Raw genomic sequence first — 14,137 nt, forward strand, 5'->3', positions numbered from 1 at the left:
TTTTGTGCGATCATTCGAATGCGTAGGTGAACTCTCCGTCCTTGACATCGATGGCGACTTTCTCGACTTCCGCGCCCTCCATCAAGCGGCGCAGGAACTCGTTGGAAATCTCCGGCAGCATAGTGTTGGTGACAATCGCGTCGATCATCCGCCCGCCGCTGTCCAGCTCCTGGCAACGGTTGACGATCTCTTCCACCACAGCATCCGAATACTCGAACGGCACCCCATGCGCCTCCTGTACCCGTTTCTGGATGCGGCCCAGCTGCAGCTTGGTGATCTCGCCGATCATCTCCGGGCTGAGCGGGTAATAGGGAATTGCCACCAGACGCCCCAGCAGCGCCGGCGGGAACACTTTCAAGAGCGGATCGCGGATCGCCTTTGCCATGCCCTCCGGGTCCGGCATCAGTTCCGGGTCGGAACACAGGTCCATGATCGTCTCGGTGCCGACGTTGGAGGTCAGCAGGATCAGCGTGTTCTTGAAGTCGATGATGCGGCCTTCGCCGTCTTCCATCACGCCCTTGTCGAACACCTGGAAAAAGATCTCATGCACATCCGGATGCGCCTTCTCGACCTCATCCAGCAGCACCACGGAATAAGGCTTGCGCCGCACCGCTTCGGTCAGCACCCCGCCCTCGCCATAGCCGACATAGCCCGGAGGCGCGCCTTTCAGCGAGCTGACGGTATGGGCTTCCTGATACTCCGACATGTTGATGGTGATGACGTTCTGCTCGCCGCCATACAGCACCTCTGCCAGCGCCAGCGCGGTTTCGGTCTTACCGACGCCGGAGGTGCCGGCCAGCATGAACACCCCGATCGGCTTGTTCGGATTGTCCAGCCCGGCGCGGCTGGTCTGGATGCGCTTGGCGATCATCTTCATCGCGTGATCCTGGCCGATCACACGCTGCGACAGCCGTTCTTCCAGGTTCAGGATGGTCTCGATCTCATCCTTGACCATGCGGCCCACCGGGATGCCGGTCCAGTCCCCCACGACCGAGGCCACCGCCTGATGATCGACAATCGGAAGGATCAGCGCAGAGTCGCCCTGCAGCGCTTCCAGCTCCGCGTTCTTGTCCTTCAGCTCCTGCATCAGCTTGGCGCGTTCTTCATCCGACAGCGGGCTACCGGCAGCGCCCTCCGCGCCGTCTTCCCCGGCATCCGCCGGGGCGTCCACGGGCGCGGCGCCCTCCCGCAGCTTGGCGCGCAGTTCCAGAATGCCCTCAACCACCGCCTTTTCGTTGTCCCAGCGCTCGGTCAGCCCGGCCAGCCGTTCCTCCTCTGCAGCCTTGGCGGCTTCCACCGCCTCGCGCCGGTCCGCAACCTCATAGCCTGCGGTCTCGTCGCGGCCGATGATCTCAAGCTCGGTGGTCAGCGCCTCGATCCTGCGCTGGCTGTCGTCGACCTCGGCGGGAACCGCGTGCTGGCTTACCGCCACCCGCGCACAGGCCGTATCCAGCAGGCTGACGGACTTGTCTGGCAGCTGCCGCGCCGGGATATAGCGCGCCGACAGGCTGACGGCCGCCTCGATCCCCTCGTCCAGCACCTGAACCCGGTGGTGGTTTTCCAGCATCGAGGCAATGCCGCGCATCATCAGGATCGCCTTCGGGATGCCCGGCTCCTCGACCTTGACCACCTGGAAGCGGCGGGTCAGCGCCGGGTCTTTCTCGATGTATTTCTTGTACTCGGCCCAGGTGGTGGCGCCGATGGTCCTGAGCGTCCCGCGCGCCAGCGCCGGTTTCAAGAGGTTCGCCGCATCGCCGGTGCCGGCCGCACCGCCCGCACCGACCAGCGTGTGGGTTTCATCCACGAACATCACAATCGGCGTCGGGCTTGCCTGAACCTCGTCGATCACCTGGCGCAGGCGGTTTTCAAACTCGCCCTTCATGCTGGCACCTGCCTGCAGCAGGCCCACGTCCAGCACCAAGAGCCGCACATCCTTCAGCGCGGGCGGCACGTCGCCGCGGGCGATCCGCAGGGCAAAGCCCTCGACCACAGCCGTTTTACCCACGCCCGCCTCACCGGTCAGGATCGGGTTGTTCTGCCGCCGCCGCATCAGGATATCGACGATCTGGCGGATCTCCTCGTCCCGGCCCACGATCGGGTCGATCTCGCCATTTCGGGCCTGTTCGGTCAGGTCGGTGCAGAATTGCTCCAGCGCCTCGCCCTTGCCCATCGCGCCCGGCGCCATCGAGCCGGAGGCCTCGCCCGGTTCAGCGCCGCCGCCGGTCACGTTGGAGCCGTCCTGCGCCCCCAGCCGTTCCTCGGGCGAGCCATCGGTGGCCTTGTGGAAATTGTCGGCCAGATCATCCGCGCCGATCTTGGCCAGCTCCGGCGACATGTTCGACAGGATGTTGCGCAGCGCCGGTGTCTTCAGCATCCCCAAGAGCAGATGGCCGCTGCGGACCTGACCCGCGGAATAGAGCAGCGAGCCCCAGACCCAGCCGCGTTCCATCGCATCCATCAGATGATCTGACAGGTCGGAAATCGTCGAGGCCCCGCGCGGCAGCATATCCAGCGCCCGGGTCAGCTCGCTGGCAATCTTGCCGGTGTCCAGGTCGTAATGCTGGATGATCCGGTGCATGTCGCTGTCCTGCTGCGCCAAGAGCTGATGCATCCAATGCACCAGTTCCACATAAGGGTTCCCGCGCATCTTGCAGAACACGGTTGCGCTCTCGACGGCCTGGTATCCCAGCTTATTCAACTTGCCAAACAGCGCCACGCGGCTGATCTCGGTCATCTCAAATCCCTCCCTCTACAGGCATCTCAGCCCCGGCGCCTAATCCCGGGTACAGGTACAAATCATTCACATCCGGCTGATCCGCATCCGGATCCGGGCGCGAGCGCACCCAGCTGGTATGCCCCAGCCGCGTGGTGCCGCCCAAGGATGCCCGCGGCACCTCGTCGCCCGCCAGAACCAGGTTCACATCCCAGTCCAGCACATCGCCGGCATAGGACCGCACAATGGCCCGCAGCCGCTTCAAGGCCTCACCGCCCGGCAGCAGCCGCTCATAATCTTCCAGCTTCAGCGGCCCGATGCGGATGCGGAATTTCGCGGTGCGGCTCCAGACCTTGTCGCCGATGCTGGTGGTCTGCCCCAGCCCCCCATAGCCCAGCTGCCAGCGGTCATCCGGCTCCAGCTCCAGCCAGCTGCCGATATATTCCTCCAGCGTCACCGGCACCTCAAAGAACGCCGACAGGATCGACACCAGCCCCTCGGCGTTCTTGGCCCCCTTCGCCAGATGGCCCGCAAAATGCAGCTTGGCGAGGTCCGGCATGTCGTCGCGGTCGCCGAATTTGAACCCGTTGTATCCGATCAGCGACGCAACCTTGCGCGCCATCGGATCATCAGCCCGGTCGAAACTCACAGCCGGCGAGCCTTGCGTCCAGGCCCGGTACAGAAGGCTCATCAGCCGGTGCGTCAGCATATCGGCAAAGGCCACCATCGTCGGATCGCGGTGGTTTCTTTTGCGGTCGCGGGCGTATTCGGTCAGATGCAGCGGCAGCGGGCCCTGCGGGCCGAACAAGCCGAAGAAGCGGTTGGTCAGAACTGCCGGTTTGTCCCCCTCCGCCGGTTTGAACGCGGCAATGGTGGAGGGCGGGAAAGCCAGTTCCGCCTCCTGCCCCAGACGCAGCCGGTCCTGCCGCGGGCGGCGGCTTTCGCCCAGGCGCGGGGCGTCATCGAAATGCGCCTCCAATACACGCAGGGCCTGAAAAACGTGGTGTTTTTCAGGATCCATGGCCAGCCGGCCATAAAGACTCAGATCATCCGGCCGAGGCCCTTTTCCGGTCGCCATCTGGCAATTTCCCCGCGTTTTTCGGTTTTCAGGACGGTCTCCGTGAACGAGTTGATGCTGGCATAGCCGCGGAAGAACCGTTCCAGCACGGCCCCCAGCGCATAGATATTGCTGCCCTCGAAAAAGCTCTCGTCAAAGCCCAGGGTAATCTCCAGCCCGCGCACCGCGGTGGACAGCACCTCATCGCTCATCCGGCGCACGATGGGCCGGGCGCTGACCGACAGGATGCCCTCCAGCTGCTTTTCCGTCACCCGGTCGCCCAGGGGCGCATAAAGCCCGACCAGCTCCCGCAGCGCTTCCGCCGACTGGCCCTTGCCGGTTTCGGCAATCGAGACATAGTTCAGGCTGAGGTGAGAAATCAGACGCCAGGCGGTATCCCCCTGCGCCAGGGTGGGATGCGGACGGGTTGGCGACACCGGCAGCGTCACTTTCTTGACCGGACCGCCCTCGGGCAACTGGAACACATCGTCATTGCCGGTGGCCAGCAGCATCGGCAGATCGCGGTTGGTGCACAACGCCTTGACCGCCAGCTGCTCCAGCCCGGCGGAATAGGGTGCCTGCGCCCGGTCCACCAGCGTCAGGAACACTTCCGATCCCAGATAAGAACTGCGCACCCCGCGCAGGCGTTCCTTCTCCGACCGCTGCCGCATCCGCCGCTTGATTGTGTAATAGGCCGGGTGGCTTTCGCCGGCAGCGGTGAAATCATTGGCGGAATAGAACGGGCGGAACACCACGTCGTCCTCGCCCTCACCGCTGATGCCCACCACGCTTTGCAAACCGTAGATCTCGAAATCAAGGCCCGCAGTACGGTTCGGGATCACATGGTGCTCGGTGTCAATCGGCGCGATCCGCACCCGGTCGCAGCGCTTCTCGAACAGGTTCACGGCTGGCACCGCGTTCAGCTTGAACACCTCCGGCACCACGATCGGCGCAATCTCCGGCATCCCCTCGCGCAGCAGGATATAGAGATCAACCTCATTGCCTTCGGATTTCCGCAAACCCTCGCGCAGCCCCTGCAGCTCGACAAAACGGAACCGCTCCGGCATCGCGAAATATTCCTGCAGCAGCCGGTAGCCGTCATAGACCCGGCGCGGCAGCGGCAGCAGCGCTTCCTCTGGGCTGAACCCCTTTTGCGCCACCCGGGCCTCGCGCAGCGGCAGCTGCCAGTCGGCGCGGCGGTCGGTGGAGCGCGCCACGATCCCTTGCACCTGCGTGCACAAGAGTTCCAGCAGCGGCCAGCTGTTGCCCGCCTCGCCGGTCAGGTACAGCGTCAGCTTGTCCATTTCCAGCTTGCTGATCGGGTCGCCGTCAATGCGCTTGATCCGCAGCCGGATGCCTGCGCGCGCGTCATATCCGGTGGCAACCCCTGCCGCCACCAGCTCACCGCGGCCGTCAATATACTGCGCCTCGGTGATCTGGATCGGCCACATGGTCAGATCAGCGGCGGTGCGGAATTCACAAGGCGTCTGCTCGCCCTCGGTCAGCCGCGACCGCAGGGTTGAGCCGCGCTGCAGCACATAGCCGCTTTTGACGGCAGAGTTCGCCACATCCGGCTCAAACGCCGCGATCATCATCGAGGGCGTCGGCGCGAGGTAATGCGGATAGATGATTTCCAGGAGGTTGGAGGTGAAATTCGGATACTGCAGCTCCAGTTCCAGCTGCACCCGCGCGGTCAGGAACGCGGCGCCCTCCAGCAGACGCTCCACATAAGGGTCAAGAACCTCGACCCCTTCCATGCCCAGACGGGCCGCAATCTTGGGATAGGCAGCCGCAAACTCCGCGCCCATGTCGCGCAGATAGTTCAGCTCATTCTCGTAATGGGTCAGCAACCGTGTATCCATCACATGGCCCTTTCCATTTCCACCTCGCCGGTGGTCAGATCGACCTTGCTGCGCAGGTAAAGCTCCAGCGGCATCGGCTGTGCCCACATGTCGGCGCGGATTTCCAGCCCCACGGTCATCTCGGTCGCGTCGGTGCCATCCTGCAACCGCACATCGACAGAGCCTTCGATGATCCTCGGCTCATAGGTGGCAATCGCCTGCTTGATCGAGCGCCGGATCGCCTCTGCCTTCTCGGTGGTCGAGGCCTCCCCCGCCACTTCAATCAGACCGTAGTTCAGCACCGAGGCCGACACCGCCGGGTATTTCTCCGCATCGAAATGGCTTTCGACATTCTGCGTGTTCAACAGCCACGACAGATCGCGCTGGATGATTTCCCGCAGCCGCACCAGATCAATCACCCGGCTCTCGCGGGTTTCCTTCTGATCGGCAGGCGCATTGTCGGTCAGCCGGTCCAGCAGCGAGGGCTGCAGGCGCTCGGCCAGTGTCTTGTCAGCCATTCTCTTCGCCGTGCCCATCCATCCGGAGTGTGCGCACGTCCATGATGGCAATGTCCTCATCGCCGATCGCCAGCAGCCGCTGGCCCAGACCGGTATAGGTTTCCGCGCCGGCATCCTGCCACACGGTGGCGCGCGCCAGCATCGACAGCCCGTCTGCCTTCTCGCTGCCGGGATAACGGGTCGGGATCATCGCCGCTACTTCACCGCCGCCCGCCAGGGTCAGCGTGCCCGCGGTCCAAACCGCATCGCGCAGGTCGCTCGGCTCCTCTGCTTCAAAGGAGACGATCTTGGAAAACGGCAGCCAGTAGTATTTACCGTTGATCACCGCTTCCAGCACCGGTCCCAGCCGCATGTCAGCATCCGCGATCCACTCGAACCGCTTGCCGTTCACCTCACCGGGGCTGGCAGGTGCCGCATCAAACGCCTTGGCGCGCAGCTCTGCTGCTTCCTTGGGATTGCCGGTTGCCAGCAGTTTCTGCGCCTCGATCAGATGCGCCAGCCATTCCTCCGGCTCGCCCAGGATCAGCGGCGACTTCTCACCCGCAAACACCTTCTCGCGGTAGACCTCGCAGATGATCGCCTCGCGGTAGGCCTGCGCCATCACGGTGGCGCCTTCGTCCAATCCCGCCGCCGCCTTCAGCTGCGCAATCGCCCGGTTCCAGTCGCCCAGAACGCACAGCAGCTGAAACAGAAACACCCGCAGCTTGGGATTGCTCGCATCCGCGCGGATCTTGGCTTGCAGCGCCTCCAGCGCCGCCTTGGGATCACCAGCTTTCAAATGCTCTTCAGGTGTCATGGGGCTCTACTCCGCAACGGGGATGGATGCTGGAAATACGTCAGAAAAAACGGACCCCGGGCGGCAATACGCCCGGGGCCAGTCAAATGGTTTACTCGACCTTGCCGGTCTGCACGTTCCACTTGAAGGTGCCTTCAGTGGTGAGCTTGCCGGTTTTCTGGTTGGTCGACTTGTACTCGTGCTCGATCGCAGCATAGGCCAGCGACCAGGTCTCTTCCGGAATGCCGTCTTCGCTGGCGGAAATCGAGTAGCTGTCGACAACCACGTCTTTCAGCTTCCAGACCGAATAGACCAGCAGGCCCTGGCTGGCGCTGTCACCCGAACGGCACCAGTGCATGATGATTTCCGGGCGCACGGTGCCATTGGCAACCGACAGCGCCAGGTCGTTCGAGGCTTTGCCCATCTGCGAGGTCAGCTCGATCTTGCCGAAGTTGGAGTTCGCGTGCATCCGCTGGGTCGAGCCCAGATCGGTCATTTCCACCGCGCGCTCCACGTTCCAGCTCGCCGACTGGATCACGATCCACTTCTTGTGGTTTTCCTCGGTTGCATCGCCATCGATGTCCGAGATCTGTACGAACATGTTTGCAGCCATTTTGCTATCCTTTCAAAAATTAAGAACTCTACTGCACTATGCTTGGTTAAGGCTGGGGAGTGGGAAATCAGCCTCCTTTTTCCGAGGGCAGTTTCGATACCAGACGCAGCGAGACAGAAAGCCCCTCCAGCTGGTAATGCGGGCGCAGGAAGAATTTTGAGGTGTAATACCCCGGGTTGCCCTCGACCTCTTCCACAACCACTTCGGCTGCGGCCAGAGGTTTGCGCGCCTTCTCGTTCTCCGAAGAGATGTCTGCGTTGAAATCAACATAGTTGTTGATCCAGTCCTGCAGCCAGGACTCCATGTCCTGACGGCTTTTGAACGAGCCGACTTTGTCTCGCACCATGCACTTCAGATAGTGCGCGAACCGGCATGTGGCGAACAGATACGGCAGCCGCGCGCCCAGGTTGGCGTTAGCGGTGGCGTCCGGATCGTCGTATTCGGCCGGCTTGTGCAGCGACTGCGCCCCCATAAAGGTCGCAACGTCGGTGTTCTTGCGGTGAATAAGCGGCATCATGCCGTTCTTCGCCAGCTCCGCCTCGCGCCGGTCATCAATGGCAATCTCGGTCGGGCATTTCTGATCGACGCCGCCATCGGTGGTCGGGAAGGTGTGGCTGGGCAGGTTCTCCAGCGTGCCGCCGCTTTCAACGCCGCGGATCCGCGAGCACCAGCCGTACATCTTGAACGAACGGGTGATGTTCACCGCCATGCCATAGGCCGCGTTGACCCAGCCGTATTTGTCGCTGCCGGCACCGGCGGTGTCTTCCTCGAATGCAAACTCCTCAACCGGGTCGGTCTTGGAGCCATAGGGCAGACGGCCCAGGAAGCGCGGCATCGCGAGACCCACGTATTTCGCATCCTCGCTGTCGCGCAGCGACCGCCATGCGGCATATTCAGGGGTCTGGAAGATCTTGGTCAGATCGCGCGGGTTCGACAGTTCCGCCCAGCTGTCCATCTGGAACAGGGTCGGCTTGGCGCCGGTGATCAGCGGCGCATGCGCGGCTGCTGCAATCTTGGACATCTCGCCCAGCAGCTCGATATCCGGCGGCGAATGGTCAAAGTGGTAGTCCGCCACCAGAGAGCCGTAGGGCTCGCCGCCCAGCTGGCTGAATTCCTCGGTGTAGATCTTCTTGAAGATCGGCGACTGATCCCATGCCGTGCCCTTGAATTTCTTCAGGGTCTTCGACATTTCCTTCTTGGTGATCGGCATCACCCGGATTTTCAGCTGCTCATCGGTCTCGGTGTTGTTGACCAGATAATGCAGGCCCCGCCAGGCGCTTTCCAGCTGCTGGAATTCCTCGTTGTGCAGGATCAGGTTGACCTGCTCGGTCAGCTTCTCGTCAATCGCCGCCACGATGCTCTCGATCGAGCGCAGCGCGTCATCGGAAATCAGCGCAGTGTTTGCCAGCGCCTGTTCGGCCAGGGTTTTGACCGCGCTTTCAACCGCAGTCTTGGCCTGATCCGACTTGGGGCGGAATTCTTTCTGCAGCAGGCTCGCGAATTCGGCAGAGCCAAAGGCGGCTTCACCGGCAGCGGCTTCCGCCTGGAGTTCTTCTTCAGCCATCTTCGTCCTCCGCTCTTATTCTTCGCTGTCGGCTTCGCCGCCGGGCTTCGGCTGCGCGGCCAGGGTTTTCAGCAGGCTCGGGTCCTGGATGATCTTGGAGATCAGATCCTCGGCGCCGGTCTTGCCGTCCATATAGGTCATCAGGTTCGACAGCTGGGTGCGCGCTTCCAGCAGCTCGCGCAGCGGCTCCACCTTGGCGGCAATCGCAGCAGGCTTGAAATCGTCCATGCTCTCGAACGTGATGTCGACCGCCATGTTGCCCTCGCCGGTCAGCGTGTTGGGCACGGTGAAGGCGGCACGCGGTGCCATCGACTTCATCCGGTCATCGAAGTTGTCCACGTCGATTTCCAGGAACTTGCGGTCCGCGACTGCAGGCTGCTCCACTTCGGATTTGCCCACCAGGTCGCTCATCACGCCCATCACGAAGGGCAGCTGCACCTTCTTCTCGGCGCCGTACAGCTCCACGTCATATTCGATCTGGACCCTTGGTGCCCGGTTGCGGGCAATGAATTTCTGTGAACTTCCGGCCATCTAGGTCTCCTTACTCGTCTTGCTTTCACGGGATCCGCAGCAGGTTCCGCCGCAGAAATCCCCGTGTCCGTCAGTCGTCATCGTCTTCATCAATGCCGCCGATCAGGTGGACGTTCTCCACCCCCTGCGGCGCCATGTCATTCATAATGGTGAGGAAGTCGGCCCCCACCAGCCGTTTGCACCGCTCCAGCAGGATCGGCAGCGGGCTGGAAGGTTCCGCCCGCCGGTAATAGCTGATGATGCGGTCCAGCGTGTTGGACACATCGGCATGAGAGTTGATCGCCCCAGGCGCGGATGGCATCGCGCGTCCGCCACCAGCCGGCGCCGCGCCGCCGCCGCCGTCTTCCGCACCGTCCTCTTCGGCCTCATCCCCGGCAGCATCGTCCTCGGCGCTCAAATTGGCATAGGTGCCGATCCGCTTGCCGATCTGCTGCAGCAGCTTGATCAGCGCGCTCAGGTCCGGCCCCTGCCCCGGTGTCTGCTCGTCAAACACCGCAGAGATCGCGCGCACGTTTTCCTCAGCCGTTTTCACCGCCGCCAGCCGCGCCGCAACGATTTCCTCGTCGCTGTCCTGGAACGCCGCGCCGATGGTGGCGCTGTCCGGGATATGCTCCATGCTCTCCGGCGCCGCCATCACCCCTTCGGCGATTTCAATGTCGCGCAGGCAGAACCGGCCAAAGCCGCGGCTTTCGCTCAGCGGCGCCCGGCGCAGCGAGCGGTACAAGGGCGACGCCCCCGCCATCCCGTCCGGCTGGCCGCAAAGGTCCTGAATCGCATTGATCCGCATCGTGGGGTCGCCGTCGTCCTCATCCAGCTCCGGATGGCAGGTCTCCCAGAACTCCTCCAGGCAGCCGCGGATATAGGTGGTCACATCGGCAAAGCCGGGCAGCCCCTCGGAATGCAAAAGCGCATCGCCCAGAAACACCGCCGCGCGCAGATCGTGGCTGCGCTCCAGCACCTCCAGCGCTTTCTTCTGAACTTCGCGGTAATCGGGATCAGTGGCTTCGATCGTCTCGTTGCCCACCACCGATTCCTCGCCCGGTTGGGCCGCCAGCTCCATCTCGGTGAAAGCCGGATCATATTCGAGATTCTCACCGCTAGGGGCATCATCCCCTTTGGATTGCAGCAATACTGCAGGATCCATTGTCTTTCGCCCCCCTGGGTGCATTCTTTTTTGGTCACGTTCCCGTGTGGTAACGTAACGGAAAGCAGGTGCCACTCTTTTTGAGCCTGGTGGTTAAACCCGCGGAAACCTCAAACAATAACTTGACCCCAACAGAGCCTTATCGCCATCCTAATGTCAAACCTTTTCCAAGCATTCAATAGCGGCTGAATGATGAGTATTGATCGTATTTCTGGCAAGGAAGTCAAAGAGATGGTTCGCGAAGGGGCCAAGAAGCGGATGAGTTTCGCCTTCTGCCTCGACGCCAGCAAGGACCCGCTCCTGATGATCCAGCCGGGCAAGAAACCTGAAACGCTGAAGGCCCCGATGAAGAAAGAGGGGGGCGGCCCGCCCATGGCCTGGGGCACCTATGTGGTCCGCTCCGGCAATATGGAGATGATCTGCGAAAGCGCGCCGCAGCGCATGGTCACTGAACTCAAGAAATTCCTCAAACGCAACCCGGCCAAGGTCAACGTGCTGTTCTATGATGACGGCGGCAACCTCCTGGACAGTCTCAAACCTGAGGCCTCCGACAGCCAGGTGACAGAGGATGACGCCTCCGACATCAACGCCTCCGGCATCGACGCCAAGGCAATCGCACCGCTAAAACGCCGCCTGAAACGGATCCAGCCGCGCATCGGCCTTGCGCCCGGCCCCCTGGAGCTGAAACTGAAACGCGCGCTGGCCAAATCCGTCAGCCTGATCAACGACGGCCGCCTGCAGGAGGCCGAAACCATGATCGTAGTGATCGAACGTGCCGTCGCCCGCATCGGCGCCGACCGCGAGGATGAGGCCAAGTCGATGAAACGCGGCCAGCGCGAGATGGACCAGCGCTCGCTCGGTGCCCAGGTCAAACGCGCCCAGTCTCTGCAGGCCAATGTCGCCCGCGCCCCGGGCAAGGTCCGCGACCGGCTGGGCCGTGCCCTGCATGTGGCCGCCCGCCACCTCAAGCGCCGCGATCTCGACTCGGCCCGCGACGCAATGGACAAGATCGAAAAGGCTCTGACCGCCCTGGTCTGACCCCGAACACAGCCCGGCCCGCAGCGGTTGCGGGCTGGGCATCCCACCGGACCCCGGAGACAGTGATGCCCATGACCCGCCTGCTGACTGCCCTCGCCCTGACCTGCCTGCCGCTCACCGCAGCGGCGGACACCGGCCCGCTGCGGGTTGAGCTGAACAAGACAGAAGAAATCGAGGGCGGCGGCTGCCGCGCCTTCTTCCTGTTCCGCAACCAGACCGGCAAAAGCTTCGAAGGCTTCGAGATGTCGTTGGCCATCCTCGACGGCCAGGGCGTGATCGACCGCCTCCTGTCGATCGACGCCGCCCCCCTGCCTGTCCAGCGCACCACCCTGAAACTGTTCGAGATCCCGGTGATATCCTGCAGCAACATCTCTGAGATCCTGCTGCACGACATCACCTCCTGCCAGCCCCAGAACGAGGATCCGATAGACTGTTTCCCGATCCTGGAACTTGGCTCCCGCGCTGCCGCGCCGCTGGTGAAATAAGCCATGGCCGGCACCTGGGATATGCTCGGCACCGGCGGGCCAGTGATCGTGATCCTGGCGCTGATGTCGCTTCTGTCGCTGACGGTGATTGCCGTCAAACTGATCCAGCTCTGGCCGGTGCGATCCGGCGGGCAAGCCCGCGAACAGGCGCTGACCCAATGGAAAGACGGCGACCGCAAGCAGGCGCAGGACAGCGTTGCGGGCGGTAAATCCCCCGCCGACCGGGTCATGACCTACGCCATGCAGGCGCTGCAAGAAGGTCTGCGCGGCCCGCTCCTGCAAGACGAACTGCAACGCCGCGGCAATGAGGAAGTAAGCCGCATGAACTCCCTCATCCGCCTCCTGGAACTGATCGCCATGGTCTCGCCCCTACTCGGCCTCCTCGGCACCGTCCTTGGCATGATCCAGTCGTTTCAGGAACTGGAACTGGCGCAGGGCGCCGCCAACGCGTCGGTGCTCGCGGGCGGCATCTGGCAGGCGCTCCTGACCACCGCCGCAGGCCTTCTGGTCGCCATCCCCGCCGCCATAGCCGCAGGCCTGTTCGCCGCCCGCATCGACGCCGCCGCCCAGGCCATCGAAAGCGCCGCCGGCCGCCTGCTGCTGATCGACGGGTCGCGCTGACACGGGGGAACGCCGCCATGATGATCAACCGGCCCGCCCGCCCCCGCGCCCTGATTTCGCTGGTACCGATGATCGACGTCATGCTGATCCTTCTGGTGTTCTTCATGGTGACCTCCACCTATCTGAACCTCGACATGATCCCGGCGGTGAAACCGTCCGAGGCCACCGCAACGGGCGACACCCAATCCCCGGCAGGCACCCTGATGATCCGCCTCGGCGCCGATGGCGTGCCGGTGCTGCGCGGCACCGCACTGGACGCGGAAACCCTGCAATCCACGCTCTCTGCCGCCGTCGCAGAGGAAACCCTCACCCAAGTGGTGATCCTGCCCTCCGGTGCCGCGCAAACCCAGGCGCTGATCACCGTGATGGACGCCGCCGCCCTGGCCGGGGTCACCCGCCTGCGCGTCCTGCGGCTGGAGGCGGCGCAATGAAACTCAACCGCCCGGCCCGCGGGTCCCATTCCGAAACCATCATCGCCCTCATTGACGTGGTGTTCTTCCTCCTGGTGTTTTTCATGCTGATCGGCCGCATGGACGCCACCGCGCCCTTCGATGTCCGCCCCGCCACCGCCGTCACCGGCCGCGACATGCCCGCTGGCGGCATCACCCTGGCTGTGTCGGCCACCGGCGACCTGGCCCTTGACGGCGAAGCGATCCCCCGCGACGCCCTCTCCCCTGCCCTCTCGGCCCTCTTGGCAGACGATCCGGACCTGCGGCTGCGCATCAACGCCCACCGCACAGCCGAGCTGCGCAACGTGCTGCCGCTGGTGGCCGAGGGCGAGGCGCTGGGGTTCACTGACGTGGTGCTGGTGGTCACCCCGGAAACCGGCGGATGATGCGCGCGCCCTTCATATGGGCGCTGGGGCTGGCCGCCTCCGCCGTGGTCCACGCAGGCGGCGCCGGCGCGCTGCTGATCTCGCTGACCCCAGACCCGCTGCCGCAGCAGCCAACGCCCGAAAGCAGCCTCAAACTCCAGGCCCACCGCATCCCAAGGTCAGAGGCCGTGCCGCAGGCAGCCGAAGGCGAACAAGCCCCTGAAAGTCAAGCACAAACCCAGGGCCTCGCCGCTGGCAGCATCCCCCAGTCGAGGGCGCAGCCCAAGACCCCCGCCGCAGCCAGCCTCACTCCCGCGGCGGCCAAAATCTCCACAACCGCGCCCGCACAGGCACCCGCAGACAGGCTTGCCAGCGCCGCCCCCGCAGCCGCTGCCCTTCCCGCCGCCGCCATGGCCCCTACCC

14 protein-coding genes and 1 pseudogene are annotated in these 14,137 nt (G+C 63.6%); 6 read left to right on the top strand and 9 right to left on the bottom strand.

The annotated features are described in order from the left end of the window. Window positions 1-10 precede the first annotated feature (10 nt). The 9 genes from tssH to tssA form a co-directional block, all read right to left on the bottom strand. The gene (gene tssH, locus RA26_RS19070; protein WP_039186484.1) at window positions 11-2,734 is read right to left on the bottom strand and encodes a type VI secretion system ATPase TssH; all 2,724 of its coding nucleotides are present in this window, start codon (window positions 2,732-2,734) and stop codon (window positions 11-13) included. A gap of 1 nt (window position 2,735) precedes the next feature. After that, window positions 2,736-3,791, bottom strand: a complete 1,056-nt coding sequence (tssG, locus tag RA26_RS19075; protein WP_039186486.1) for a type VI secretion system baseplate subunit TssG — start codon at window positions 3,789-3,791, stop codon at window positions 2,736-2,738. Beyond that, window positions 3,755-5,632: a type VI secretion system baseplate subunit TssF gene (gene tssF / locus RA26_RS19080; RefSeq protein WP_039186489.1), complete on the bottom strand. Its 1,878-nt coding sequence runs from the start codon at window positions 5,630-5,632 to the stop codon at window positions 3,755-3,757. The genes tssG and tssF overlap by 37 nt, the downstream gene beginning before the upstream one ends. Then, on the bottom strand, window positions 5,632-6,129 hold the full coding sequence (tssE, locus tag RA26_RS19085) for a type VI secretion system baseplate subunit TssE (RefSeq protein WP_039186491.1): 498 nt from the start codon (window positions 6,127-6,129) through the stop codon (window positions 5,632-5,634). Before tssE ends, tssF begins: the two co-directional genes overlap by 1 nt. After that, entirely contained in the window at window positions 6,122-6,925 is an 804-nt protein-coding gene (locus tag RA26_RS19090) for a type VI secretion system accessory protein TagJ (protein WP_039186492.1), read from the bottom strand. Before RA26_RS19090 ends, tssE begins: the two co-directional genes overlap by 8 nt. 91 nt (window positions 6,926-7,016) lie before the next feature. Continuing rightward, the gene (locus RA26_RS19095; protein WP_241482693.1) at window positions 7,017-7,505 is read right to left on the bottom strand and encodes an Hcp family type VI secretion system effector; all 489 of its coding nucleotides are present in this window, start codon (window positions 7,503-7,505) and stop codon (window positions 7,017-7,019) included. Window positions 7,506-7,584: 79 nt separating this feature from the next. After that, window positions 7,585-9,081, bottom strand: coding sequence for a type VI secretion system contractile sheath large subunit (tssC, locus tag RA26_RS19100; RefSeq protein WP_039186498.1), 1,497 nt, complete (start codon window positions 9,079-9,081; stop codon window positions 7,585-7,587). Window positions 9,082-9,096: 15 nt separating this feature from the next. Continuing rightward, window positions 9,097-9,612: a type VI secretion system contractile sheath small subunit gene (gene tssB, locus RA26_RS19105; RefSeq protein WP_039186500.1), complete on the bottom strand. Its 516-nt coding sequence runs from the start codon at window positions 9,610-9,612 to the stop codon at window positions 9,097-9,099. 70 nt (window positions 9,613-9,682) lie between these two features. Further along, window positions 9,683-10,756: a type VI secretion system protein TssA gene (tssA, locus tag RA26_RS19110; RefSeq protein WP_039186501.1), complete on the bottom strand. Its 1,074-nt coding sequence runs from the start codon at window positions 10,754-10,756 to the stop codon at window positions 9,683-9,685. Between the two features lie 189 nt (window positions 10,757-10,945). Here tssA and RA26_RS19115 point away from each other — a divergent pair, with 189 nt between their 5' ends. From RA26_RS19115 to RA26_RS19140, 6 genes and pseudogenes are all read left to right on the top strand, one after another. Continuing rightward, on the top strand, window positions 10,946-11,794 hold the full coding sequence (locus RA26_RS19115; RefSeq protein WP_241482694.1) for a hypothetical protein: 849 nt from the start codon (window positions 10,946-10,948) through the stop codon (window positions 11,792-11,794). 65 nt (window positions 11,795-11,859) lie between these two features. Next, window positions 11,860-12,279, top strand: coding sequence for a hypothetical protein (locus RA26_RS19120; RefSeq protein WP_039186503.1), 420 nt, complete (start codon window positions 11,860-11,862; stop codon window positions 12,277-12,279). A 3-nt stretch (window positions 12,280-12,282) separates the two neighbouring features. Beyond that, the gene (locus RA26_RS19125) at window positions 12,283-12,900 is read left to right on the top strand and encodes a MotA/TolQ/ExbB proton channel family protein (protein WP_039186506.1); all 618 of its coding nucleotides are present in this window, start codon (window positions 12,283-12,285) and stop codon (window positions 12,898-12,900) included. Between the two features lie 17 nt (window positions 12,901-12,917). After that, on the top strand, window positions 12,918-13,331 hold the full coding sequence (locus RA26_RS19130) for an ExbD/TolR family protein (RefSeq protein ID WP_039186508.1): 414 nt from the start codon (window positions 12,918-12,920) through the stop codon (window positions 13,329-13,331). After that, window positions 13,328-13,735 carry an ExbD/TolR family protein gene (locus RA26_RS19135; RefSeq protein ID WP_039186510.1) on the top strand — a complete coding sequence of 136 codons (408 nt, stop codon included), beginning with the start codon at window positions 13,328-13,330 and terminating at the stop codon, window positions 13,733-13,735. Before RA26_RS19130 ends, RA26_RS19135 begins: the two co-directional genes overlap by 4 nt. Then, window positions 13,732-14,137: pseudogene (locus RA26_RS19140) on the top strand (hypothetical protein); the annotation flags it as partial. The gene RA26_RS19135 and the pseudogene RA26_RS19140, both read left to right, overlap by 4 nt.

This window comes from Leisingera sp. ANG-M7, assembly GCF_000813965.1.
In the GTDB taxonomy this organism is placed as follows: Bacteria; Pseudomonadota; Alphaproteobacteria; order Rhodobacterales; family Rhodobacteraceae; genus Leisingera.